This is a genomic window from Bacillus sp. IBL03825, from assembly GCF_024712505.1.
GTDB lineage: Bacteria > Bacillota > Bacilli > Bacillales > Bacillaceae_G > Bacillus_A > Bacillus_A wiedmannii.
Genome location: NZ_JAMXKE010000001.1, coordinates 2,920,801 through 2,945,916 on the forward strand (window position 1 = coordinate 2,920,801; position 25,116 = coordinate 2,945,916).

The following is a 25,116-nucleotide window of genomic DNA, read 5'->3' on the forward strand; positions in this document are numbered from 1 at the left end:
TCACTCCTCTATTTAAAAACCTCATTTAAATGGTCTTTATAAAATGAAATAGCACGTTCAAATTCTTTAACTTCTTCTACTTTTACGACTGTTTCAAGTAATAATTTCATAGCGGATTCATGATCGTTTACGTTATATTTCGCTAATGACAAAAATACTTTCATCACATCATTATCTGGAAACTGCTGCAAACCTGTTTCTAAAACAGTAATTGCTTTGTCATACTCACCTATACAACGATATGTACTGCCAAGACCGATAAATGCACCGCAAAGCGACTCCCCATCAAGACCATTTGCAATTGCCTGTTCATAATACGGCACAGCCTCTGTTTCAAGCCCCATTACATCATGTATCCAGGCACATTGAAAAAGCACTTCTGCGTCTCGCGTAAAATTGGTTAACCCCATAAGTATCTCTCTAGATTGCGCATATTTCTTTTCATTTCTTAGTTTAATCGCTTGCTTTAATAAATGTTCCATAGAATCCACTCCTCACCAATTATTTTATGTATCCATCTTGAATGGTTAACATTTGTGTAAAAGTAAAATTCCCATAAATTAAAGTTTCGCTTACCTATATATACTATGCGGATTCACTCTTATCCAAATACTTAAAATTATAAAGCAATAATGTGATTACATAGTACTTCTAACCTTTTGACAATTTCTTTCGCCGTTTCATCTTTCCCATTACATAACTTTCCTTTACCGTCCTGTCCAATTACGTAGTGCACCGCTCCGCGTGAATATAAAGAATGCGGTGAATTTGCAATCATTACATTTGCCTTAGATTCTTTCATTCTATTTTTCGTTCTTTCAAACAATTCTTCTTCATTTACATCACTTTCAAGTTTAAAGCCAACGAGTACGGTTTCTGGATCCCACTCTTTTATTTGCTTTAATATTTTTGGAGCCTTTTGAAAATGAATAATTGGCGCTATATCACTTGAGATTTTCCCATTCATATCAAGAACATTACCATCTTGATCACAAATTTTGTCTACAACCCAATCTGATCCAGCCGCTGCCATAATGACCGCATCGACCTTTTCATGCGTAATGATACTTTTCATTTTATCTTGCAAATCAACAATTCCTTCAAACGGGTGTAATTCTAATTGATTATTTACATCGTTCGGTTTCTCAGCGAAATAACCGTGTAAATATATAACATGTGCTCCTTTACTTATAAGCTCTTCCGCGATTATTCTTCCAATTGTACCTTTTGCCATATTCGTATGCCCACGTACTTGGTCCCATTTCTCTAAACAACCACCACTCGTAATTAATACCTTTTTCCCCTTCATTGTAACCATCCCTTACTGATTTTTCTTACGAAACCATTCTGTTCCAAAGTCAACGATATCTCGTTGCTTCATAAGACGGCACGTTGCATTTCCTATTTTTCCATTTGTTACTGTTCCTTTTCGCTCAAACTCTACACCGATTTCTACAAACTTATCAGAATCGTAATCCATATCAACAAACTCTTTCCATACTCTTTCACCATTTTCTAAAATAGGTGCGCCTACTTTTATTAACTCACATGCACCAGTACGTACTTCAGATAAATGTACAGACGTATTGGAATCATATCCAACACCAATTAATAATATGTATCCGTCTAAATCATATATTTTTCTTAATGGAGATTCCTCTCCTAAACTCATTGATAGCGACTGATTCATCGTTATTTCTTCTGCATGTTTTCCCCATGCAGCAAAACTTCCTAATGGATGGTTGCTGCGTACTACATCCGGATATGTACGAAAACATTCAACTACTTTTCCCATTGCCCTTGTTGGTGTTATATGTGGTTCAAACGCCGGGACGTTATCTCGAATGATTTGCCACCATTCTTCAGGTACAGGTGGTCTTGACCAATGTTTCGGATCAGATAAATCCGAAGATTGTGTTGGCATAATAATTGTTCCCTCTTCCGTAATAACTTTCATTAACGCCTCTACTACCGCAACTGCTCCGCCAGATACCCAGCCAATAGAACTTAGCGAAGAATGCACAATAACCGTCATTCCTTTTTCTAACCCTAATTCTCTTAAATCATTTGTAATTGTTTTGATTGTATTTGGCAATTGTGTACTTGCCACTATGTCATTCATTTTCACGATTGTTCCCCCATTTTTTAAAACTAATACATACATATATTATCATATTTTTCTTAATTTTTAACTTAATCATTTTTCATATTTATAAAATAGCGAACTATAAAAACAAATTGTTTTTTAATATATATAGCAAGGACGTTTAACATTTCTTACAAACATGTAGTTTTTATCAATAAACAAAAATATTTTTCAAATCAATTACAAATATAACACCGAAAAAAAGAATCACATATTATGTTAGTGATTCTTTTTTTATAAGAGAACGACGCCCCATTCCAACCGAAAAATGGCATATTTAATTTTAAAATGTGTTTCTTATAAAAAGTTTTCAATTTATGTATTTAAATCTCGAACTTCAGGAACATTTGAACTTATTTTTGCCCTTGTAGTTGCTCTACTATAGTTTTTGCCTGTGTATCAAGTCTCTGGGCCGCTTCACCAATACCATTGAATTCATGAACTGCTTGTTCTATACATGAGTAACTTTCAGTAACTCTCTTTTCTGATTGAAGGGTCCCTGCACTAATCTTTTGTACCTGTTTGGTTATATTCTCTACATTAAAGTGTACATCTTTCGTTACGGCTTTAACTTTATTTGCTAAATTACGAACTTCATTTGCAACAACATTAAAACCACTACCATAGGTACCTGCATGGGCGGCCTGAATTCCAGCATTTAAGGCCAATAAATTAGTTTGTGTGGCAATTTCATTAATCGTTTTCACCATGTCGCGTATCATATTAGTTTGTACGTTAAGCTCTTGTAATAACTTCATATTGTCATTAGTTTGTTCGACTATTTGTTTAATAGCCGCGGAAACAATATGACTACGCTTAATCCCTTCTTGCGCACGTTCCTTTAGATTTTCCGCCATCTCTTGCAATTCAAATGTTACCTTAGCCGTCCCATTCTCACGCGCAGTAATATCTGTAGCGACTTTAATAACCGCTTGAATTTTTCCATTCTTATCTACAACAGGGGTATATGTCGCTTCTAGCCATATAATTTTCCCTTGTTTAGTAATTCTCTGTATTTTCCTTTGAAATGAGACTCCATTCCGAAAATTTCTCCAAAAGATATCATATTCTGGACTTTGAGCAAACTGTGAAGTACAAAACTGACGATGATGACTGTTTAATAGTTCATCCACTTCATAGCCCATTGCATATGCAAAATTATGATTTGCCCATATTACTTTTCCATAGGGATCAAACTCAATCATAGCTAGTGAACGTTCTAATGCAGCAAGTACCTCCCCTTGATTTAATACTTGTGTACTAAGTGAAGTAGTTTTTGAAATATGATCACTCTTCATATGCTTTTCCCCATTTCAAAAAAATTAAATATCATAGCATCTCGCATTAAATATACCACTATCGAATTATACTAATATTTATATAATTCGTCCCGCTTTAATTTATATATATCAACGATCTTTAATAATATTTTTTCAAAATAAAAAGAGCACTTTTAATTTCAAAGTGCTCTACCATTAATGCTTTTTTTCATATATTTCTTATCCTTCAATTGTAACCCCAGTAAACATCGATAAGTTTCCCGTAATTTTCTCGCCTACACGTAAAAATAACCCAGCGGCTCTCCCACTAATACAGTGTGAGCCAATTAATAGTTTACCAGTATACGGACCATCCCATGTGTCAATTGTATAGTCAGGCATTTCTATGTATTGCTGATATATTTTTCGTTGTTCAAAGTAATACTCCGTTTTATCTTCAGCTAATAGTTCGTCATTTTCGTATATAGATACCCCTCCGCCTTCACGGCCGTATAAAGGTTTAGAAACATATGATTCATTTCTTTCTATAAACGGTTTATTTGTAAAATATGTTGGTAAGAAGTAGTTCTGAATGATTTCTCGCTCTTCTTTCTCAAAAAAAACTCCCTCTTCGAACAGTTGCCAAATTAATGCGAGTACACTTTTATTTTGCATAAGGAAAGCAGCAGGTGGATTAATGATTTTCACTCTTCCTTGCGCTATATGATTTAAAAATTGAAGTCCAATTCTTTTCCCATTTTTATCAGTATCTGAAACTAAATATTCAATTGGATATAATCTATATAAATAATGAATTCGTTCACCATTCGGCGTATATATACCATCATCTGCAACGACGATATCTTGTATACCTAAATAGTCCGTTGATTGATCTAAGCAATAGCTTCTTAAAAATTGAACTGTTTGATGATCTTCATCGTGCCAATCATAACTAGTAAAATATATCGTCTCTATAGGACTTATATTATAGTCATGTTTAATTTGTTCCCACGCCTGTACAATATGCTCTTCTATATGATTCGGATGGTTCACATCGTGATAACGGCACAACACTTCATTCGCGACAGACGGCTCTAAATAACCTGTTGGTGTATCACAATTTACTTCTATTAATTTAATATCTTCACCATTTACGATAAAATCAAACCTTGTAAAATATGAAAACAATCCAGTATGTTTCATTCTCGCAATTTCCCACGTTTCAACTGGAAATCCTAGTTTTTGAAAATCTTCTGTCGTATTTACAATATATTGATACGTTCTATATAACACGTACATAATTTCCTCTGTCGCTTTTGAAATAGCAGTATAAGTTTTTACTGGCATACGATACATACTTGTTGCCATATATTGATTCCATTCTTCCTTCTCTAAAAGACTCGGCCACGTAAATCCATTTCGACCAACCTCTTCCGCAAGTGAAAACCATACTTTCATATACTCTTTCTGCTCTTGTTCTGTATACATGATCCTATTATCCTTTCGTATTATGATCCGGCTGGCGCTTTTGCGTTTCCAATTCCACTTGAACCAGAATTCACTTTCGGCGTTTGAGTAGTAGATGATTTCGGCGTATTTGTATCTGGCGTCACTTTATTTGATGTACTCGGCTGTTGTTTGTTTAAATCTACTTTATTGGAAGAATTATTGTTGTTACTGTTAGTTCCACCGTAGTATCCTCCACCACCGCTGCCACCAGTTCTACTTTGGTCTTTTTCACGATATGGAATAATATTATTTGCATACGGTTTCTTCATTACATTGGGTTTTGCTGTATAATTCATATTTGAAGTTCTGCTTGCTAATAAATATCCTGCTACGAATGGCAGTATCGGTAAATGTGAGTTTTCATTATACGATGAAAACGATGGATTAATTTCCTTGCATAACTCATCATTTTCTACATTTTCATTGGTAGGAGTTTTATCATCACAATGTAAAGCTTCTTGTTCATTGCCTTGCTTTGCACCATCTGTTTTAACAGCGGTACTTTCTTTCTGTGCAGTTTCTTCTTCATAATCACCACACCCAGTTAATAAAAATGATGACACCCCAATTGAAGTAGCAATTTTTATAAATTTACTCTTATCCATTCTCATGTGTTATACACCTAATTTCTTTTATCTATATTTTTCCAGATACCTTTATTATATAATGTATCTGTTAATTTTTTCAAACTAAAGCCTATATGCACATTTGCATATTTTATGCTTTTTATTCCATAAATAAAAACAAACTAACATTAGATTATAATTTTGTTTATAGATTAAAATAAATTGAAAGACGACCTAATACCCAGGTCGTCTTTCAATTATTTTATTTTTATATATTAAACGTCTCAATAAAATCTCTAATGGTCCATTCAGATTGTTTTTTTCCATTATTGTAGCTAATAGGACAGACAATATCCAAATACTTATAGCTATCAATGCAGCAAAAGCGTTACTTACATGCCCTCCTAAATCAAATGCTACAGGTGATAAAAGTATAACAAGCAGTGCCTCATTCAAAACAAAAAATGTTAATGAACGCTTTCCTAGAGCAATTAATGAACGGCTAAAGTACCCTAGATTTTTTAATCTACTCCCTATTATACCGAAACCCGTTGCATATGCTAATCCTCCAACAATTCCAGTTAAAATATGGATTCCATTTATCATTCCAGCTGTAAATACACTTGGATACCATATAGTCCCTATAAAAGATAGAGGCAAAGCACCTATTAAGGAAATTGCTAATCCTATAATTGTTATATAATATAATTTTTTCAAATGTTGCTCTGGTTTTATTAATAACTGATATCTAGCAATCCACAAACCAAGAATTACCGAAGGAAGAATTGGGAACATAAAATGGATGAGAACAGGTATAACAGGAAAGAAAAGTAATCGTAACATTATAGTACTTAGATACGTGTCTTTTGCTGAAACATCTGGTGAAAAACCGTAATCACCTATTGCTTGCATATTAAATCCCCATATTATTGGAATAAAAATGATATACAATATAGTGATAATCGTAAATGTTCGAATTAATGTTTTCATTTTACACTTTAATAGCGGGCTAACAAGAAGCCCCGCTACGCCATAGGCCATAAGAATATCTTGCCCTCCAATTAAGACTGCTAACACAACCCCAAACAGTATTAAATACAAAGAGCGTCTTCTTACAATTTTCACAGCATGATTTTCATTTTTCCCTTTTGATATTTGCCCTTCAAGTGCTAGAACCAAACCGTAGCCTAATAATACGGCAAACATCGCTCTAGCACGGTTATCAATTATGAATATACCAAAAAAGTTTACAATTTGATCAAAGAAACTTCCGCTTTCCACCCTATGCATAATTCCAGGATCTGCAGCATACAAGTAAAGCGGTGCATGGGCAAGTACGATTAATAGTAACATAGTACCTCTTGCTAAATCTAATGAGACTGCACGCTTCTTCTCAATTGCGCCATTATTTATTGATTTACTCATATTTTACTTCCTTCCTTAGCACCAACTAACCTTTTTTACATTTTTGTCAAAAACTAATAACTAGTTGCTATTAAAATTAGAAAAAATAAAGTGAAACTTTAATCAGTGGAGCTTTTGTTCATCCACGCACTGATTATTATCCCCGTACCAATTGGCGTTTACTGGCTTCAGGGCTTCCACCTAGCTTCCTTACTCCAGCCGAATTTTGAGGTGGGAGTTTTACTGTCCACAAATAGCAGGATACATATAAAACGAACTATTTCTTCAAATCCTATTCCGGATATTATATTCTAAGATGATTTTAATATGTTTTATTTTTAAAATACAAATGAAATCTTTCAATCCCCGGATATCTTTCTCCTAAACTTTTAACCTGAAAACCAATTTTTTTATAAAATTCTACTGCCTCATTGTCTGTCTCTGCTTCTATATAAGTTAATTGAAGCATTTTTACTACTTCTTTTATCATTTGCAACGCAATTCCTTTATTACGATATTGTGGAGCGACTGCTATGTGACATATTCTCGCTTTATTTGCTCCGATTATTTCAATACCTATACAAGCCTTTTCTTCATATCTGTACAAAGTCCCTTTACTACTTTCATAATATAAAACTGCTTTCTTTAAGCTAGTTTCGCTTGGCCCGACTGCATACTGTAACACATTTAAAATTGGATTTTTCTCAATTTGTTCCACGCGTTGCAAATTCATTTCTACATCCCTTTCCATGAAAAAAGACTAGCTCTTTGTATAAAGAGCTAGTCTCATTACGCCGTTATTTTTTCTTCTTTTTTCACAACGACCGCTACATAACTATGTAGTATCATTCCGACAATAACAAGACTCATTCCGATCCAAGATAAAGATGACGGAATTGGCGCAGATAGCAAGATGAGCTCTCCTACTAGCGCAAATAAAACTTCACCGGACTGTGTTGCTTCGACTGTTGCTAGTTTTTGTGGATCATCTTTTACAAGATCTGTCGCAAAGAAGAATAGTACTGTCGCGATTAAACCAGAACTAACTGCTACAATAAAACATTGGAAAACTTGGCCACTTGACGGTAATCCGCCTGTTGATACTTCATAACCTGATAGTAAAAACCAAAATGGTAAACTTGCTAATGTCATACCAAGAACTCGCTGGAATACATCTAATTCGCCTTTACAAACTTGCATCATTTTTCGATTTCCAAGAGGATACGCAAACGCTGCAATAAGTACAGAAACTACACATAAAACAGTTTCTCGAATTCCTAATGAAGAAGCATGTTCTACTTGCATGAGTACAACACCGCATAAAATAACCCCAGACATAACTAATTCCTTCATTGGAAGTTTTTTATGTAATGGATCTGCTGCAAAAAATGGTGTTAACAAAATTCCTGCGACAATCGTAATTTGCCATGTTGATGCAACAAGCCAACCAGGTCCAAAAGCTCCGGCAAAACTAAGTGGTGCATAGAAGAGACCAAACCCAACGATACTCCACACTAACCATTCTTTCGGATTATTTTTCATATATTGAAAGAGTTGCTTTAAGTTCCCTCTATACATGACAATAAGTAAAAGCATTGGAACCATAAAGTAGTACCGTAATGAAGCACTCCAAATCCAGCTTCCACCTTCTAAGTCCATCGCCCGGTTTAAAACAAAGGTAAAGGCAAAGAAAAATGATGCCAATATCCCTACTGCAATAGCTTTCATTATAAAACCCCTTGTTTAGTTTCTTCTTATACTATACAACAAATTAAATATAATTAAAATTCGAAATCTTCATCTCGCATCTATTCTAGCTCTATATAGTTTTCTTAACTGACTAATATGAGCTTGATGGTACCGATTATGATCGGCTATATGCCATATTCCCCACCTTATAGTCGCAGTTTCTCCCTTCTCATAAAAAACTTCCCTTGTTAAATCATTTTCTGTTAGTTCCATACACTCCTCATAAAACATATGTTGCACCGCTTCATAGTCTTGCATTAATTCTTGTAATTTATACTTTCTTAAACTAGGCAATCCTCCCATTTCATTCAACATTGGTCCATATTTATTTTCAAGTTTCGGTGGAACTTCCTCTCCTTTTAAACGGTACACCCAGTGTAAATCGACTATTGCTAAATGCTGAAGTAGTTGCCCAATACTATTTTCATTATTTTCTGACCCTTTGAAGGACAGTTCTTTCACATCAGTACCTTCTACTAACTTTTGCAATCGTTTAAATGTATCAGTAACCGTCGCATACAAAATCGCTACTTGCGGGTTCATATTTTTTTCTAAATGGAGATCTTTCATACTAAACTCCCCCCATTAAAAGAACAACACCATATGTTCATCATCACTATACACACCATTCATTTTTATAGCTCTCTTTTCAATCCCATACGTTTTAAAGCCCATTAATTCATACAATTTTTTTGCTGGTTCGTTTGTGGACACAACACCTAATGTTAATTGTTCCAAGTTCAGTTCTCTTGCTCTTTCAATTGCCTTACGTATTAACTCACGTGCAAAACCACTTCTTCGATTGTCAGCATCTACATACATCGCAACGATATGACCTTTATGTTTATACGCCTCTTTCTCTTCTGTTAGTAAAGTGACAACTCCAACTAATTGATAATCCTCATTAAAAGCACCAAATGTACAGCTAGTAGTAGCTGTTAAATTACTTTCCACTCGTTTAATAGGATTTTCCTGACGAATCGCCTCTTCATAAGTTGTTACAAATGCCTCTGGATTTATTTGTAATGCTTGTAAACGTAAATCCCAATATTTTTTCGCATCTTCTTTCGTAAGTAATCGAATCATATTTCTCCAGCCCCTTTTAGTTAACATAATATTTTTATAAGCTACCATTTAAAGATTCGTATTCTTCTCTTAACATACTATAACGATAACGATGAATGAACTTCCCTTGACGTAATCGATCATTTCTCATTAATCCTTCACAAATAAAACCAGCCTTTTCATAACTCTTTCTAGCTTGAAAATTATCTTCATCTACACGTAGCCAAACTTTCTCTAATTCAAATTCAATGAATGCTAGATGTAACATACTATATAAACCTGCTAATCCATATCCTTTACCCCAATACTCTTTATCACCAATCGCGATTCCCAGTTCTGCATTTTTATTTGTTTTATCAAAGTTTTTAAGGTCTACCCATCCAATATGTATGCCGTTCTCTGTTACTATAGCTCTTTGTTCATAACCATTTTTTCGATTTATACATGCTTCAATCCACTTTTTCGTATCATCACGAGTGAACGGTGGATATTGATCTGGTACAACTAAATGATTTGTCACTTCTTTATCTAATGACCATTGATATCGCTCTTCTACATCATCTAGTGTCAGTTCTCTTAATTGAACGTATGGTACATTCATTGCGTTATCCCCTTTTTATTTTCCTATAGAAAACCCTTCAAACATTCTTCCTCCGTACTGTTCTAGCGTTTTTTCTACAAAAGTAATTAATTTTCTTTTCTCTCCCGTTGTATAAAAATGATCGAACGCCGCTACAAATTGGTCTGCATATTGTTCATCATATTTTCTAAGTACCCTTATAAACCATTTTGAATTTCCAAGCCATTTACCATTTACTTTTAATACATATTCATGTAATAAATCAGCTAATAAATTCGCGATAAACAATTCTTCTTCTCTTTTTGATGCACCAATAAAATCGTCCGAAGTATCCGTAATAAAATACCGTTTCTGCTTCATCATTTCTTCCGTCCATTTAGCTGGCCCTTTATTTAGTAAATCATTTGCTTCACTTTTTAATTTCTCAACAATTTCATTTTCCCCTTTCAATACAATACCCTCTGAAACTAATTGTGGTAACGAAGGTCTCCCTCGGTCACAATCCATTTTAAAAAAGGTTTTACACGTTTCAAAATTATGTACAAAGACTTCAACAGGCCATCCATTACTATAGAAAGATTCTCTATAACAAGACGTTAAATTTTGATCAACTATAACAATGTCCAGATCAGATGTTTTTGTCGCTTCTCCTCGTACAACGCTTCCTCCCAGTAAAGCTACATCACAATTCGGAAATTGTGATGTAATTATGCTTTGTGCCGCTTCCATTGGTTTCATAACCGTTCCCCTTTTCTTATTTCACTTTCTTTTTTTCAGCTCTTTCTCTCGCTTTTTTTATATACGGCTCTGCGTCTGGTGTTTTGCATGATGTTGCCCCGTGATCAACTTGTACTTTTCCAATTTCACGTGCAATTACAATCGCCTTTCCCTCTAAGTCTTCATTACGAATTCCTATCGCGATTAAAGCACTATTCATCGCTTCTTTTTTTCTATTTTTTTCATTATGTATATTTGTTTTAACCTCTTCTAAATACGGAGAGAAGAAATCATCATGTAACGTTTTATTTTTAATCGCTATATTTGCTAATAAAGACCAGCCAGCTCTTCCAATCCATTCATCATCAGACTTTGTCCATTCTTCCATTCTTTCTATCGCGATTGGCGACGTACAAATAGCCGTCATCAAAACGTCCATTAAACAATAATAATCAACTTCCTGTACCCATTTATTAAGCTGTTCTGTCGTAACTTTCTTTGGATCTAAAATCATTGTTGCTAAAGTCATTGCATCCATATTTTTTGTTTTCCATAATGAAATTGCTAAATCATGATCTTTTTTTATCTTCTTTTTTAACAATTTTAAATTAGCAAAACTAACTCCGAATAGTGGTTCTTTCGCTCCGTGGTTTTTATACGTTTTACGATTTTGTTCTGTTCCATATTCCTCTAGTAGTTGCATTACTTCTTCAAGTAACATATGCCCACCTCTTTATCTTTTATGTTGACTTCATATATATATGTACGATATATTCTACATTACTTTTTGGTTTTCCTATATGTATTTTTTAAATACGGTATGTGAAATTTTATAGTTGCTATATATAACTAAAACAACCACGAAAAACCTGTACATTTTACATATACAGGTTTTCATTTCTTCAATTTCTCATATTGTAAGAAATAGAATATGATAGAACTTTTATTGGTCTGATTTTCTCTATATTTGTTGTAAGCTCTTTACATCTGACCACTCTTCTATAGACCCGGCGTCCGGAAAAACTGTAACTACATTAAAATTCGCACCTTTTTCTTTTCCAATTTGTTTAGCAGCTAATAAATTCGCTGCCGCAGACGTTCCTATTTTCATACCAGTTTCATTATAAAAACGTGCCATTTCATACAAGGTTTCTTCATATGAATATGTCCATTGTTTTTCTATCAAATTGTCTTCCTGTTCTATGAAATGTTGTTTCCTTCCTAGGCCGAATCCACCTGATCCTGCATATTTCTTTAAATCATTTGGTGGTTGTTCGGAACCATAAGGCAATTCAGCAGGCATTACTAAATGTAGCTCAGCTTTTTTTGTATAATTCTTTACTACTTTATAGACCCCCATTAGAGTTCCACCAGTACCAGCAGATGCTACCCATGCGTGTATTGGCTTTCCATTCATTTGTGTAATAATTTCTCGTCCTGTTCCTTCTATATGACTTAATAGATTTGCATTATTATAATGTTGGAATAAAAAGTATAACTCTGGTTTTTGTTTGCTAATCTCAATTGTCTTTTCAATTACTGCATAAAAACCCATACATTTATCAACTAAAATCACATTAGCTCCATAATGTTTAAGTTCATTTAGTAGTGATTTACAAGTTCCAGAACTTAAAACTAACGTGCATTGAACTCCTAAACAATAACAAATATAGCCAATTGATCTCGCTAAGCTTCCACCGCTATACTCTAAAATAGGTTGTTTTTTGTCCGCTTCTTGTAAATATTTATTAATCATTCCAAGTGCGGCTCTATCCTTAATCGATCCTGTAGGGTTGTGCCATTCACATTTAGCATAAACAGAAAGATCCTTCGTTTCTTCGCATTCTAATTTAATGAGAGGTGTATTCCCAACATTTTTAGCGAACTCATTAAAATGCTTTAATGTCATACTTCTATTCCTCCTACATAAATCATATTTATTTTTAGCTAAAATACTTTCTACATTTTCATAACTCTCTTGGCTAAATCTTTTTATATAAAAATCCCTACAAATGCTGTAGGGATTTATGACTAAATCATTTTGTTACACTCCATTACATACGAAAAGAGCTTCTTTATTCAAATGCGTTCATAAGCACAATTCTCCAACCATCTGGATCCTCTATTGTGGTCCCTTTCTCTATCCAATACGGATTTTCTGGTTCCACCTCATGATAGCCCATATTACTTAATCGATTCACTATTTTTTCAATTTCATCTTTATTTGGCATATAAAATACTAATAAATTATCTTTTGTCGGTGCCGGACATGGACTTCCATTAACGTGCGTTGTAAACTCTAAATGATACTCGGCATCCGGTACTCCAAACATAACCCCATCATATCCTTCATGATTGTGAAATTCTCCTATACGCTTTAACCCTAACCCTGTCTCATAAAAACCTATAACTTCTTCAAATTTATCTGTTGGTCTTGCAATTCTAAATTGAACCCAATTCTTCATGCAAATCTCCTCCTTTTCATTTTCCAAAGCTTTATAGTAATTATTATAAGTTACATATATTTCCTTTCATATCCCTCATTAGTGTGAGAACTACCTAAGTTGAAAGACCTATTAGTTTATAAATAGTAGGACTTTAGTATTAAATTCATATAAAAGTAGTTATATAAATATTGAGATGAAATAAATAGTTCTTCCTTATATTTTATTACGTATGAAAAAGTTCTCCTTGCAGGGCCTTTATATACCGATCAGCAGATCTTTGTACAGCCTTATTCGCATCTTCCACCACACCATGAAATGCATTATATAGTCGACTAAACTGGATATCTTTTACTTTCTCTGCCATATCTCTAACTTTATTCGCTGGTAATGGGATGAGATTTGGATAACTATACATAAAACTTACCCATTTTTGATCGGAAACTACTTGTATAATATCACCTGATAACAAAATTCCTTTCCCTTCGTTACCTTCTTTCCAATGCATAACAGTCCCGCCCTTAAAATGGCCTCCTAAACGATGCAATGTAAGTTCTTCCGATAATATCAAATGTTCCCCAGACCAAAATTTAATTTGTTTACTCGGGCGAACTACCCACTCTTTATCATCTTCATGAATATAGATAGGTACATTGAATGTTTCCGCCCATTTTACTTGTGTAGAGTAATAATGTGGATGAGAAAGTGCTATTGCTTGAATACCACCTAAATCATATATACTCTTGATCGTTTTATGATCTAAATAGCTAATGCAATCCCACATAACATGTAGAGTTTTACTTTGTATTAAAAATGCTGTTTGTCCAATTGCAAATTTAGGTTTTGTAGTAATGCTATACAAACCACTTTCTTCTTTTATTATTTCATTTTTGTATAAATTGCTATTTTGCATAGTTTCTAATGTTGTCCATGACTGCCCAATTGGATTCACATATTGCCTTTCCTCATTGCAAATATTACAACGGGAAGGTGCTTCTTTATTTTCGGGATACTGTACTCCACATGTAGTGCAAATATAATTAACCATATTCCCACTCCCTTTTTAAATTTAATTGTTCTTATACCAATATTTTAATAGAAAACAAAAATATTCGAATCAATAATTGGAATGAAAATGAAGTAATACGAAAGTATGATTAGCCCCCTTCCTTTTAACACTTTAGTCTAATTTCTTAAATTTTTTATTTGCTGCTTCGAAGAAAATAGAGTTTTTAATATATTAAAACTTCCTAATATACTTAACCCTTTAATCGTTAAAAGAAAGAGCACATCTTCATAAAATAAATGAAGCAATTGAAAGATTTTGTTACAACTTTATCACTATAATACTTACTAATACACATCAGGGGGATAGTAGATTTAAATTAAGGAGAGAGTATAATAAAAATTGTAATTATACTGTACGAAGGATGTAATACAGAAAGCAGTAGCAACATAAAGTTTGTTGATAAAACTATCGGGTGAATTTAATTTGATGATTGAAGAGTTTGTAAAGATAAATGAATATTGATTTCAAGCTTCATTTTAGGGGAAATAAACATCACAAACTACATGTATTAAAAAGTAGCCTTAAGACAAAATTTAAATCCATGAAATATTTAAATGCATATGCAATTTTATACAACCACTTTTTTTATAAAGTAAGGAAAGTGGTTGTATGTTTTAGAAAGTATTCTTTGTTACAAAATCACGTTACATATTTCATTAATCTAGACCTACTCATTTTCTTTTTTCTTCTTTTGTTCCTCAGATGGCTCTTCTGTTGGATCTGGTTCTTGTTCATCCTTTTTGTTTAACTCATTATTTTTTTCTTTAGCAGGATCTTGTTTTTCATTTTTTTCCTCCTGTCTTTGTTCAGAAGGTTCCTCCGTTGGATCTGGCTCCTTTTCGTCTTTTGGAGCTGGATTACAGCCAATTAATAATCCTACTGTAAATATGCTTGTCATAAATATTGAAAGCATTTTTTTATAATTCAATTAAAGCACCTCCTAAAATTAATATCCCTTGTATTGTTTCCAACTCATAATTAAAATTATCCAATTATTTGTGACGTTTCTTTCAAAATGACATCCCTTTAAAATCTTGCATATTTTCGAACAAACTTTTTTGCACTTGTAAAAAAGTTTTTTTGCAATTACCTCCCTATAATTGCTAATATAGTAGAGTAGAACTTTTATAGAGAGAAGGAAAATTATGCACAATGGAATTCGAATGACAACTTTAGTAAAAAGGGCTATGTTGATTTGCGCGGGGGTATTATTTACATACGAAGCGGCTTTAGGATCAGCACATATTGCTCTAGCAAGCACAGAGGATGAAGCAAAATCTGTTCAACTTGTAAGTGAAATTCAATCATCTCTTGCACCGAAAGAAGCTCCAAAACAATATAATGGGCAAGTTAGAAAAGTAGCTTACTTAACATTTGATGATGGTCCTGGAAAATACACAGCTGAGCTTTTAGATATGTTAAAGAAAGAAAATGCAAAAGCAACATTTTTCCTAATTGGTTCAAACGTAAAAGCTTTCCCTGACCTTGTAAAACGTGAAGATGCTGAAGGCCACTATGTTGGGATGCATAGTATGACTCATAACTACAAGAAACTTTACACAGAAGGTCGTTATGTAGATGAAATGAAGGAAGATCAAGGCTTAATCGCTGGTGTTCTAGGTAAATCACCAGTATTAACTCGTCCATCTTACGGCTCAATGCCAGGATTAAATGAAGCTCTTCGTAACAAAGTTGTTGAAAATGGGTTGAAAGTTTGGGATTGGACAATTGATTCTTTAGACTGGACATACAGCAAAATGCCTGTTGATGCTGCATCAGCTAAAATTGTACAAAACGTTGTAAATGGAGCTAACAAGCCAACAGAAGTAATTCTAATGCACGATATTCATCCACAATCCGTTAAAGCAGTACCAGGAATTATTAAAGGGCTGAAAGAAAAAGGATATGAATTAGAAAGTTATAGTGAGAACGAACACTTCCCATTAAACTTCTGGCACGATAATCGTATGTAATGAAAAAGACTCTATTTCCTCTAGTAGGTTATTGAGTCTTTTTTTATCGTTTTTGAAATTTCTTCTCGTATATTCGATTTCCCCCTCTTCCTTTATATCAATAGAAAATATAAATCACATTAATTTAGTAACATCACATGTTATTCTAAAAACGACTAGTACGAAATTAAAACATATATCAAAATACAGTAAGAAATTATAGATTGAATATACAAATTCAATCCTATTTTTTATATTATCAACACTTTAGCACATATTACTCTTAAGGAGTGATGTGTATATGGATTTTCTTTCAGCTGAATATTTGTCAGCCTTACTTGCCATCATTGTAATTGATTTAGTGTTAGCCGGTGATAATGCTATTGTAATTGGATTAGCAGCAAGACGATTACCGAAAGATCAACAAAAGAAAGTTATTATATGGGGAACTATCGGGGCAATCGCGATTAGAGCCCTCGCTACTTTAGTTGTCGTTTGGTTGTTAAAAATACCAGGGCTACTTCTAATTGGTGGTGTACTCCTTATATGGATCGCTTACAAATTAATTGCTGAAGGCAAAGATCATGACATTAAGGCAGAAGAAGGATTTTGGTCTGCTATTAAAACCATTATTATAGCTGATGCGTTAATGGGAATTGATAATGTTCTCGCTGTTGCCGGAGCTGCGCATGGCAATTTTTCTTTAGTCATCATCGGGCTATTAGTGTCCATTCCAGTAGTAGTATGGGGTAGTACATTAATTTTAAAATGGGTGGACCGATTCCCTGTCATCATTACAATTGGAGCAGCTGTTTTAGCTTATACTGCCGCGAAAATGATTGTAGATGAAAAATGGTTCGCTGGATTTTTCGAAAGTAATCCTTTCATAAAATGGGCATTTATCATTATTATCATTGCCGGTGTAGTATTCTTTGGAAAGATGAAACAAAAAAAGAAAGATGTTTCTATATAATGACAACGTTCTATATACAAACAAAAGCGCTACTCAAATGAGTAGCGCTTTTTAATATTTATTTCATTTCTCCGTCTTCAGTCGTCTTTACCTTCGTTTTATTTTTATCACGATGGTTATAGTTGTACTTCGAACGATCGACCGGTGTAAATCCTTCCGGTGTATAGAATCGTAATAAGTCACCGTTAACAACTTGGTCAGAGTATTTCAGTGATTTTTGAACCATTTGTTCATTTTGTTTTATTTCGTCTGTTAATTCTACAGATTCACCAGTAGCTGTATCATAGTATTTTCCATTCAGTGCAGTAACTGTTGGACTTACGAAGTTACCGTTACGGAATGGAACGACTTGTTTATGCTCTGGTGATAATAAATCTGATCCGAACTGGACATAATTTTTCGTATCTGTACCTAGTAAGTGTAATAGTGTCGGAAGAACATCAATTTCTCCGCCGTATTGATGTTGTACGCCACCCTTCATTCCTGGAACACGAATGATTAATGGTACACGTTGCAGTTGTGCATTTTCAAATGAGTTCATTTCTTTACCCATTATTTGAGACATTGCTGCGCCATGATTATCTGAAATACCGTAATGGTCACCGTACATAACGATAATTGAGTTATCGTATAAACCAGATTGTTTCAAGTAATCCATGAATCCTTTTACAGATTCATCTAAATAACGCGCTGTTTGGAAATACGTATCTACTGAAGAGTCACCTGTTTTAGCTGGTTCAATCGTCGCTTCCTCTTTATCAATTGGATAAGGGAAATGGTTCGATAACGTAATGAACTTCGTATAGAACGGTTGTTTCAATGTTTGTAATAACGGAATTGATTCATTAAAGAACGGTTTATCTTTTAATCCATAGTTTACTACATCTTTTTCATTCATATCATAGTATGACGCATCAAAGAATTTATTGAAACCAAATGATTTATAAATATCGTCACGGTTCCAGAACGTTTTGTAATTACCGTGGAATACAGCTGATGTGTATCCTTGTTGACCTAAAATAGCTGGTGCTGATTGATACGTGTTATGAGCTTTATTTGTAAAAACAGATCCTTGTGGTAATCCAAACATTGAGTTTTCTAACATGAACTCCGCATCAGATGTTTTACCTTGTCCTGTTTGATGGAAGAAGTTATCAAAGTATAACGTATTCGCATCTTTTGTAAATGAGTTTAAGAACGGTGTAACTTCTTGCCCATTTAATTTATAATCAATTAAAAAGTTTTGGAATGATTCTAAATGAATATAAATTACGTTCATTCCTTTTCCTTTACCAAAGTACTCAGGATTTGGACTTGCATATGTTGATGCAAGATAATTTCTAACCTCTGTCATATTATCTCCATCAGCTAACGCTCGTTCTGTTGATGCTTTCGCACTTTGAATGCCATCATAAATCGTATAGTTGTATGCCCCTAAATATTTCACAATATAATTACGGTCAAATGTTCTTGTTAATAATTCAGGACGATCGGATTCTGCAAGACCTAAATTAATGCTGAATAATAAAATACCTGCTACAAATACTAGTGATAATTTATGTTTCGCAACACGAATTGGTTTTGGACTTGCAAATTTTGTTGCGACTAAAGCAATTAAAATGATTGTATCTAAGAAATATAGTGGATCATAGACGTGTAGCAATGCAAAAATACTACCACCTAAATCTCCAAAGTTATTCGTTTGTGTTAATGTCGGGAACGTAATAAAGTCACTGAAAAAGCGATAATATACTACGTTTGCGTATAACAGTATAGACATTAACAAATTAATAACAATTAACCAAATGTAAGCACGTTTCCCCTTTGCGAATAATGCGAGCCCTAAAAATAAAACTGCTGAGCTTAACGGGTTGAAAAACAGTAAAAACTTTTGGATTGTGTTGGATATCCCTAAATTAAATTCTGTCACATATGCTGCGTATGTTTTTAACCAGAATAAAATAATGGCAAACACGAAAAATCCAAAGTGATTGCTTAACACTCGCTTACTCTTTAATAGTAATTGTTTCATCTCTCCACCTCTTTTGATCATCCAAGGCTTATTTTTTTATAAGTCTGTCTCTATTCAATTTTTATCTTCAAATAGATTTTGTTTGTTTAACTAAATGAAGAATATTAGTAATTATAATTTGAAGCTAGTATTTATTCAACTATTTCTTTCTAGACATTTTGACCTTGGTTTCTATTTAATAAAATAAATTTGTAACATTTTCTGTTTTCTCCCATGTCCCATCCACTAATTATGACACCACATACTATAAACTTTTATTCACTGCTTCGCAAATAAATATGTCTCCAGTTCTGGAACATTAATGTAATATAATGAATTTAACAATAGATAGCATTAGTTTTTTTGGTGTATATTACATCCCTTCATGAATTTCATAGTTTATTCATGCTGTAGCCATTTCTCTATATGCAACATCAAAATAACTTTCCACCGCTAAAGTTATTTCTGTATAATTATTCACAATTCATAAAAACAATGATTATAAAAAAACCTCGCTCTCATAAAGAGAGCGAGGTTTTTCATCATTTATTATTGACCTTTGTACATTGCATCTACTTGTTTTTGAAGTTCTTCATTTTCTAAGAACTCATCGTAAGTAGCCTCTTTATCAATTACACCGTTTGGCGTTACTTCGATAATGCGGTTTGCAATTGTTTGTACGAACTGATGGTCATGAGATGTGAATAACATTGTACCTTTGAATGCGATTAAACCGTTGTTTAATGCAGTGATAGACTCAAGGTCTAAGTGGTTCGTTGGATCATCAAGTGTGATTACATTCGCACCACTTAACATCATTTTAGATAGCATACAACGAACTTTTTCGCCTCCAGATAATACAGAAACGTTCTTCTTAACTTCTTCACCTGAGAATAACATACGGCCTAAGAAACCACGTAAAAAGCTTTCTGACTCATCTTGTGGAGAGAATTGGCGTAACCAATCAACTAAGTTGGAGTCACTGTTCTCAAAGTATTTAGAGTTATCTCTTGGGAAGTAAGATTGAGATGTTGTAACGCCCCATTTGAATGAACCGCTATCTGGCTCCATTTCACCCATAAGGATTTTAAATAATGTTGTCATCGCAATATCGTTACGACCGATAAATGCAACTTTATCACCTTTATTTAAAGTGAAGTACACATTATCTAACACTTTTTCACCATCAATTGTTTTAGAAAGACCTTCAACAGTTAATAAGTCATTTCCTATTTCACGCTCAGGTGTAAAGCCAACAAATGGGTAACGACGTGACGATGGTCTAATATCATCTAATGTAATTTTATCTAATAATTTTTTACGAGAAGTTGCTTGTTTCGCTTTAGATGCGTTTGAGCTAAAGCGTGCAATGAAGTTTTGTAACTCTTTTACTTTCTCTTCTTTTTTCTTATTAGCATCTTGTGTTAATTTTAAAGCTAATTGGCTTGACTCATACCAGAAGTCATAGTTACCAACATAAAGTTGAATTTTACCGAAATCAAGATCAGCCATGTGCGTACAAACTTTATTTAAGAAGTGACGGTCATGGGATACAACGATTACTGTATTTTCAAAGTTCATTAAGAAGTTTTCTAACCATTGAATCGCTTTTAAGTCCAAGTGGTTGGTAGGCTCATCTAGTAATAGAATGTCAGGTTTACCAAATAATGCTTGAGCAAGTAATACTTTTACTTTCTCTGCACCAGTTAATTCTGACAATTTCTTATCATGAACATCTTCACCAATACCTAAACCTTTAAGAAGGATTGCAGCTTCTGATTCTGCTTCCCAACCGTTAAGCTCAGCGAACTCACCTTCAAGTTCAGCAGCACGCATACCATCTTCATCACTAAAGTCTTCTTTCATGTAAATGGCATTTTTCTCTTGCATTACTTTGTAAAGTTGCGTGTGACCCATAATTACTGTTTCTAATACTGGGAACTCTTCATATTCGAAGTGATTCTGTTTTAATACTGCTAGACGCTCACCTGGCGTAATATGTATATCACCTGTTGATTGTTCGATTTCACCAGATAAAATCTTTAGAAATGTTGATTTACCCGCACCGTTTGCTCCGATTAAACCGTAGCAGTTACCTGGCGTGAATTTTATGTTAACATCTTCAAATAATTTGCGATCCGCAAAACGCAAACTAACGTTACTTACTGTAATCATTTGTGTCCTCCTACTAATACCGCTTATTTCAGCGTTTTCTCACCGATTGTCTTAAAAAATCGCATATTACGACTCAATTATTGTAGACTATAGCTATTATATAGTAGAAGATGGATGAATAGCAACGGTTGATTGCTATTCATCCCTTTTCTACCTTGAATAAAAAGAAAGAAGACCTAGAAAAAGTTAAGAAATATTATGATGAATTAGGAAATTCTGCTCCTATGTTATTCTCTCATACACACGCAAAAGGCAATTTTCTTTTACAAATGAATGGAGATATGAAAGATGAAGAATTTGCAAAATATATAGACGTGATGGACAAGTTTATTAAATAAGAAAAATCCCCTTTTAAAAGGGGATTCTTTTATTTTCTTTTACTTAATTTCTTCGTATAATGCTTCATTTTACTCGTTAACCCTATTAATGCAGGTAACAATATTGGCATCACAATGATAGCTAATAGTAACAGTGCAACACCAACAACAGATGCTACTTGTATAAGTGTCAATACACCTGAAGGGATTAATGCAGCAAATGTACCACCTAAAATAAGTGCCGCTGATAATACGACTCCTCCTATGTGACGAGATGCATTTACAATTTTCGTTGCGGGGTCCCCTTCTAGCTCATTGTATCGCATCATTACAAAAATGCTATAATCCACACCTAAAGCGACAATCATAATAAAACTAAAGAATGGTACATTCCAGCTTAATGACTCTACATTTAGTAAGTGTGCACTAATTTGTTCACTTATGCCAAGTGATGCAAAATAAGCTAATATTAAAGATCCAATAATGAAGATTGCATTTAAAAATGACCGTGTAATAATGAGTAATACAATCGCAATTCCAATTAACATAATTGTAGCTGTACGTAAGAAATCTTGGCCTGTTACTTCTTTTAAATCAACATTTCTAGCTGTTGTGCCGCCGATTGCTTTTTTCACCGATTTTAATTCTGTACCATTTAACGTACCGTCTATCGTTTTATTAATTTCTTCAATGATTGGCATTGCTTCTTTTGAATACGGATTTACGTCTAAAATGATTATCATTTTAGCAGTCTTTCTATCTTGTGACATGTACGTATTCAATGCTTTTTGGAAATCTTCCCCCTCTAAAACTTCTTTTGGTATATAAAATTTCGCAGAGCTTTTTGATTCATTTAGTTCTCCTAAATATTTTTGAGCATCTCCTAGTCCGTTACTTACCTTTTCAAGCCCTTCTGTACTTTTAGATAATCCTGATTGTAATTGTCCCATCTGTTCTTGCAAGTCTTTCAGCCCGGTTAATAACTGGCCTTGCCCATCATTTATTTTTGTTAATCCGGTTTGTAACTCAGATGACTTGTTCGCAATTTGTTTTGAGCCTGAAGCACCTTCATTTAATCCATTTTTAAGATCAGCTGCTCCTTTTTGTAATTTAGTAACTCCATCGCTCATTTCTTTTAAGCCGTTATCCACTTTCGATAACGATTGATTTGCTTCTTTAAATGAACCCATCGCCGCTTTATGTTGCGTTGCTAATTGGTTTAATTCATTTGAAAGCCCACCTAATTGCTTTTGAGCCTCTTTAGCGATCCCTATCGTTTGCAGTATGTTCGGATCATTTGCTAATTCTGGTTTCGTTTGAATGAAATTGGTCATTAATATGTCAATTTGTTCATAGCCTTTTTTCGCCCCATCAATCGCTTGAGAAATACTTCCGAAGTATTGATCGTAGGAACTTAAACCTTTTTCTAACTGCGAATAACCAGCATGAAGTTGTGACGTTGCATTAGATAGAACATTTATATTTTCATTTACTGAGGTTAATCCACTCTCAATTCGCTGCGCACCTTGTGCTCCGTTGTTTATACCACTTGAAAGTTGATTTAAAGCTGTTCCTAATGCTGTTACACCATTTTTCGCTTCCGTTGTTCCATCAATTAATTTTTGAACGTTTGCAAGACTATTTGAATCTTTACTACCCATTTTATCTTTTGCAGTAGTTAATCCATCATTAATTTCATTTATACCACCATTCGCATCTCCTAAACCTGTATTCAGTTCTCCCGCTTGTTTATTTATATATAGTTCTTTTATCCTTTCACCGGTTGGACGCGTCGGTGAATATACTTCTGAAACACCTTTCACTTTCAAAATCTTATCAGTTAGTTCATCTAAAGTTTGCAGCGAACTCGCCTCATCTAACTTGTTATCTGATTGAATGACTAACGTACTTGGTGAAGAGAAACCAGGTGGAAAATGCTCTTCTATTACGTTAATCCCCATTTTCGACTCATATTTATTATCTACTTCAAATAAATCATTGTAATTTAATGTGTTAGAGTATTTCATTACGAAAGGAATCGATATCACAAATACGATGATTAAAGCTGCGAATGGTCTTACTACTGAGTTTTTCGCAAGAAATCCCCATAAACGACTATCCTCATGACCTTTAAATGTTTTAACTGGATAAAACATTCCTTTTCCTAAAAGCACCATAAAAAATGGATTTAACGTAGTTAATACGAGTAATAATACTGCGACACCAATTGCTACCGCTGAAGTAGATTGATATAATTTAAAACTCGCTAAAGCAAGAGATGCAAAACCAATTAGTACTGCTATCCCACTATATAAAACGGTTTTCCCTGCTGATTTAAACGTTTCTTTCGTAGCCAAAAATGAATTCTCTTGTTTACTTAATTCTTCTTTAAATCTTGTATATAATAAAATGTTATAGTCTGTTCCAACCCCAAACAGGACAACAACTACAAACACTTGTGTAAAGTTAGAAAACGGAAAATTAAATTGATCTACTAAATGGGCAATAATCCCCATTGAAACTAAATATGATACACCAACAGTAAGAAGGGAAACAATCGGAACAATTGGCGAACGAAATACAATGATTAATACAACTAGAATGAAAATGATAGAAATAACTTCTGTCTTCTTCACTCCCTCTTGAGAGGAAGTAAGAAAATCACCAGCTATTAAATCACTTCCTGTTAAGTACGTTTTTACCCCTTTCGTTTGCACTTTTTTATGAAGCCCATTTGCAACTTTTGATATTTCACCATTTTTTTTATCTACTGAGATTTGCGTTAAAATGGTCGTATTGTCTTTAGATATCAACTGTTTTTCCAAATCTTTATTATCTAAATGAGAAACAACTTCCTTAATTCCTAATTGCTCTTTTTCATTTTGTAAAGCATGGATTGTTTTTACGATTTCCTCTTTTTGCTCAGTTGTTAAAGCTGTTTTACTTCCACTATTAAAAACAGCTATAATTTCATACTTTTCAGTCCCGTCTTTATCCATCTCTTTTATCATCTTGTCAGCAATACTACTTTGTTCTGTATTAGGAATCGTAATGTGCCCTTTTTCTTTCACTAATTTATCCATATTAGGCATCGTTACGATCATTGCAATAGTAATAACTATCCATAATAGAAAAGATAAACTTCTCCAATTTTTCAGCTTACTCATTTTAATCATCTCC

23 protein-coding genes and 1 pseudogene are annotated in these 25,116 nt (G+C 33.7%); 3 read left to right on the forward strand and 21 right to left on the reverse strand.

Translation table 11 applies throughout. The features are described from left to right. Positions 1-8 precede the first annotated feature (8 nt). The 18 genes from NHG49_RS15025 to NHG49_RS15110 form a co-directional block, all read right to left on the reverse strand. Positions 9-482 carry a tetratricopeptide repeat protein gene (locus tag NHG49_RS15025; RefSeq protein WP_064475584.1) on the reverse strand — a complete coding sequence of 158 codons (474 nt, stop codon included), beginning with the start codon at positions 480-482 and terminating at the stop codon, positions 9-11. 137 nt (positions 483-619) lie between these two features. After that, positions 620-1,309 carry a phosphopantothenoylcysteine decarboxylase domain-containing protein gene (locus NHG49_RS15030; RefSeq protein WP_064475585.1) on the reverse strand — a complete coding sequence of 230 codons (690 nt, stop codon included), beginning with the start codon at positions 1,307-1,309 and terminating at the stop codon, positions 620-622. 12 nt (positions 1,310-1,321) lie between these two features. After that, a complete protein-coding gene (aacC, locus tag NHG49_RS15035) occupies positions 1,322-2,122 on the reverse strand; it encodes a BA2930 family N-acetyltransferase (RefSeq protein WP_141669125.1) in 801 nt (266 codons plus the stop codon). A gap of 377 nt (positions 2,123-2,499) precedes the next feature. After that, entirely contained in the window at positions 2,500-3,444 is a 945-nt protein-coding gene (locus NHG49_RS15040; RefSeq protein ID WP_064475587.1) for a methyl-accepting chemotaxis protein, read from the reverse strand. 201 nt (positions 3,445-3,645) lie between these two features. Next, on the reverse strand, positions 3,646-4,893 hold the full coding sequence (locus NHG49_RS15045; protein ID WP_064475588.1) for a glutathionylspermidine synthase family protein: 1,248 nt from the start codon (positions 4,891-4,893) through the stop codon (positions 3,646-3,648). A gap of 20 nt (positions 4,894-4,913) precedes the next feature. Then, entirely contained in the window at positions 4,914-5,525 is a 612-nt protein-coding gene (locus tag NHG49_RS15050) for a hypothetical protein (protein ID WP_064475589.1), read from the reverse strand. A gap of 189 nt (positions 5,526-5,714) precedes the next feature. Continuing rightward, a complete protein-coding gene (locus NHG49_RS15055; RefSeq protein ID WP_149173531.1) occupies positions 5,715-6,905 on the reverse strand; it encodes a DUF418 domain-containing protein in 1,191 nt (396 codons plus the stop codon). Between the two features lie 301 nt (positions 6,906-7,206). Next, on the reverse strand, positions 7,207-7,617 hold the full coding sequence (locus NHG49_RS15060) for a GNAT family N-acetyltransferase (RefSeq protein ID WP_098111960.1): 411 nt from the start codon (positions 7,615-7,617) through the stop codon (positions 7,207-7,209). Between the two features lie 56 nt (positions 7,618-7,673). After that, a complete protein-coding gene (locus tag NHG49_RS15065; RefSeq protein WP_088046647.1) occupies positions 7,674-8,612 on the reverse strand; it encodes a DMT family transporter in 939 nt (312 codons plus the stop codon). A 69-nt stretch (positions 8,613-8,681) separates the two neighbouring features. Beyond that, positions 8,682-9,203, reverse strand: coding sequence for a DinB family protein (locus tag NHG49_RS15070; protein WP_149173530.1), 522 nt, complete (start codon positions 9,201-9,203; stop codon positions 8,682-8,684). 15 nt (positions 9,204-9,218) lie between these two features. After that, positions 9,219-9,719 carry a GNAT family N-acetyltransferase gene (locus NHG49_RS15075; RefSeq protein ID WP_064475594.1) on the reverse strand — a complete coding sequence of 167 codons (501 nt, stop codon included), beginning with the start codon at positions 9,717-9,719 and terminating at the stop codon, positions 9,219-9,221. A gap of 34 nt (positions 9,720-9,753) precedes the next feature. Further along, the gene (locus NHG49_RS15080) at positions 9,754-10,299 is read right to left on the reverse strand and encodes a GNAT family N-acetyltransferase (RefSeq protein WP_064475595.1); all 546 of its coding nucleotides are present in this window, start codon (positions 10,297-10,299) and stop codon (positions 9,754-9,756) included. A 15-nt stretch (positions 10,300-10,314) separates the two neighbouring features. Further along, positions 10,315-11,016 carry a nucleotidyltransferase domain-containing protein gene (locus NHG49_RS15085; RefSeq protein ID WP_258126195.1) on the reverse strand — a complete coding sequence of 234 codons (702 nt, stop codon included), beginning with the start codon at positions 11,014-11,016 and terminating at the stop codon, positions 10,315-10,317. 16 nt (positions 11,017-11,032) lie between these two features. Then, positions 11,033-11,716 (reverse strand): DNA alkylation repair protein, encoded by a 684-nt coding sequence (locus NHG49_RS15090; RefSeq protein ID WP_098111962.1) that lies wholly within the window; start codon positions 11,714-11,716, stop codon positions 11,033-11,035. Between the two features lie 240 nt (positions 11,717-11,956). Further along, positions 11,957-12,904 carry a PLP-dependent cysteine synthase family protein gene (locus NHG49_RS15095; protein ID WP_098111963.1) on the reverse strand — a complete coding sequence of 316 codons (948 nt, stop codon included), beginning with the start codon at positions 12,902-12,904 and terminating at the stop codon, positions 11,957-11,959. Between the two features lie 166 nt (positions 12,905-13,070). Continuing rightward, a complete protein-coding gene (locus tag NHG49_RS15100) occupies positions 13,071-13,460 on the reverse strand; it encodes a VOC family protein (protein WP_064475599.1) in 390 nt (129 codons plus the stop codon). Positions 13,461-13,665: 205 nt separating this feature from the next. Beyond that, the gene (locus NHG49_RS15105) at positions 13,666-14,487 is read right to left on the reverse strand and encodes an MBL fold metallo-hydrolase (protein ID WP_149173529.1); all 822 of its coding nucleotides are present in this window, start codon (positions 14,485-14,487) and stop codon (positions 13,666-13,668) included. A 688-nt stretch (positions 14,488-15,175) separates the two neighbouring features. After that, positions 15,176-15,436, reverse strand: a complete 261-nt coding sequence (locus NHG49_RS15110; protein WP_001106983.1) for a hypothetical protein — start codon at positions 15,434-15,436, stop codon at positions 15,176-15,178. A gap of 217 nt (positions 15,437-15,653) precedes the next feature. On the opposite strand from NHG49_RS15110, the gene NHG49_RS15115 reads away from it, so the two are divergent. Further along, entirely contained in the window at positions 15,654-16,481 is an 828-nt protein-coding gene (locus NHG49_RS15115) for a peptidoglycan-N-acetylglucosamine deacetylase (protein WP_064475601.1), read from the forward strand. Between the two features lie 280 nt (positions 16,482-16,761). Continuing rightward, positions 16,762-17,433 (forward strand): TerC family protein, encoded by a 672-nt coding sequence (locus NHG49_RS15120; RefSeq protein WP_064475602.1) that lies wholly within the window; start codon positions 16,762-16,764, stop codon positions 17,431-17,433. Positions 17,434-17,491: 58 nt separating this feature from the next. Here the strand turns inward: NHG49_RS15120 and ltaS are convergent, their stop codons facing one another. Both ltaS and NHG49_RS15130 read right to left on the reverse strand, forming a co-directional pair. Further along, positions 17,492-19,465: a lipoteichoic acid synthase gene (gene ltaS, locus NHG49_RS15125; RefSeq protein ID WP_064475603.1), complete on the reverse strand. Its 1,974-nt coding sequence runs from the start codon at positions 19,463-19,465 to the stop codon at positions 17,492-17,494. 528 nt (positions 19,466-19,993) lie between these two features. Continuing rightward, complete coding sequence (locus NHG49_RS15130) at positions 19,994-21,619, reverse strand: ABC-F family ATP-binding cassette domain-containing protein (protein WP_000633871.1); 1,626 nt, start codon at positions 21,617-21,619, stop codon at positions 19,994-19,996. A gap of 164 nt (positions 21,620-21,783) precedes the next feature. On the opposite strand from NHG49_RS15130, the pseudogene NHG49_RS15135 reads away from it, so the two are divergent. Further along, positions 21,784-21,957: pseudogene (locus NHG49_RS15135) on the forward strand (stress protein); the annotation flags it as partial. A 29-nt stretch (positions 21,958-21,986) separates the two neighbouring features. Here NHG49_RS15135 and NHG49_RS15140 read toward each other — a convergent pair. Next, entirely contained in the window at positions 21,987-25,103 is a 3,117-nt protein-coding gene (locus tag NHG49_RS15140) for an MMPL family transporter (protein WP_258126196.1), read from the reverse strand. Positions 25,104-25,116 lie beyond the last annotated feature (13 nt).

Coding starts and splice junctions, on each gene's coding strand:
- NHG49_RS15025 (WP_064475584.1), bottom strand. CDS start 482: ATGGAACATTTATTAAAGCAAGCGATTAAACTAAGAAATGAAAAGAAA.
- NHG49_RS15105 (WP_149173529.1), bottom strand. CDS start 14,487: ATGGTTAATTATATTTGCACTACATGTGGAGTACAGTATCCCGAAAAT.
- NHG49_RS15065 (WP_088046647.1), bottom strand. CDS start 8,612: ATGAAAGCTATTGCAGTAGGGATATTGGCATCATTTTTCTTTGCCTTT.
- ltaS (WP_064475603.1), bottom strand. CDS start 19,465: ATGAAACAATTACTATTAAAGAGTAAGCGAGTGTTAAGCAATCACTTT.
- NHG49_RS15100 (WP_064475599.1), bottom strand. CDS start 13,460: ATGAAGAATTGGGTTCAATTTAGAATTGCAAGACCAACAGATAAATTT.
- NHG49_RS15120 (WP_064475602.1), top strand. CDS start 16,762: ATGGATTTTCTTTCAGCTGAATATTTGTCAGCCTTACTTGCCATCATT.
- NHG49_RS15070 (WP_149173530.1), bottom strand. CDS start 9,203: ATGAAAGATCTCCATTTAGAAAAAAATATGAACCCGCAAGTAGCGATT.
- NHG49_RS15085 (WP_258126195.1), bottom strand. CDS start 11,016: ATGAAACCAATGGAAGCGGCACAAAGCATAATTACATCACAATTTCCG.
- NHG49_RS15045 (WP_064475588.1), bottom strand. CDS start 4,893: ATGTATACAGAACAAGAGCAGAAAGAGTATATGAAAGTATGGTTTTCA.
- NHG49_RS15080 (WP_064475595.1), bottom strand. CDS start 10,299: ATGAATGTACCATACGTTCAATTAAGAGAACTGACACTAGATGATGTA.
- NHG49_RS15115 (WP_064475601.1), top strand. CDS start 15,654: ATGCACAATGGAATTCGAATGACAACTTTAGTAAAAAGGGCTATGTTG.
- NHG49_RS15055 (WP_149173531.1), bottom strand. CDS start 6,905: ATGAGTAAATCAATAAATAATGGCGCAATTGAGAAGAAGCGTGCAGTC.
- NHG49_RS15075 (WP_064475594.1), bottom strand. CDS start 9,719: ATGATTCGATTACTTACGAAAGAAGATGCGAAAAAATATTGGGATTTA.
- NHG49_RS15095 (WP_098111963.1), bottom strand. CDS start 12,904: ATGACATTAAAGCATTTTAATGAGTTCGCTAAAAATGTTGGGAATACA.
- NHG49_RS15140 (WP_258126196.1), bottom strand. CDS start 25,103: ATGAGTAAGCTGAAAAATTGGAGAAGTTTATCTTTTCTATTATGGATA.
- NHG49_RS15090 (WP_098111962.1), bottom strand. CDS start 11,716: ATGTTACTTGAAGAAGTAATGCAACTACTAGAGGAATATGGAACAGAA.
- aacC (WP_141669125.1), bottom strand. CDS start 2,122: ATGAATGACATAGTGGCAAGTACACAATTGCCAAATACAATCAAAACA.
- NHG49_RS15050 (WP_064475589.1), bottom strand. CDS start 5,525: ATGAGAATGGATAAGAGTAAATTTATAAAAATTGCTACTTCAATTGGG.
- NHG49_RS15040 (WP_064475587.1), bottom strand. CDS start 3,444: ATGAAGAGTGATCATATTTCAAAAACTACTTCACTTAGTACACAAGTA.
- NHG49_RS15060 (WP_098111960.1), bottom strand. CDS start 7,617: ATGAATTTGCAACGCGTGGAACAAATTGAGAAAAATCCAATTTTAAAT.
- NHG49_RS15130 (WP_000633871.1), bottom strand. CDS start 21,619: ATGATTACAGTAAGTAACGTTAGTTTGCGTTTTGCGGATCGCAAATTA.
- NHG49_RS15030 (WP_064475585.1), bottom strand. CDS start 1,309: ATGAAGGGGAAAAAGGTATTAATTACGAGTGGTGGTTGTTTAGAGAAA.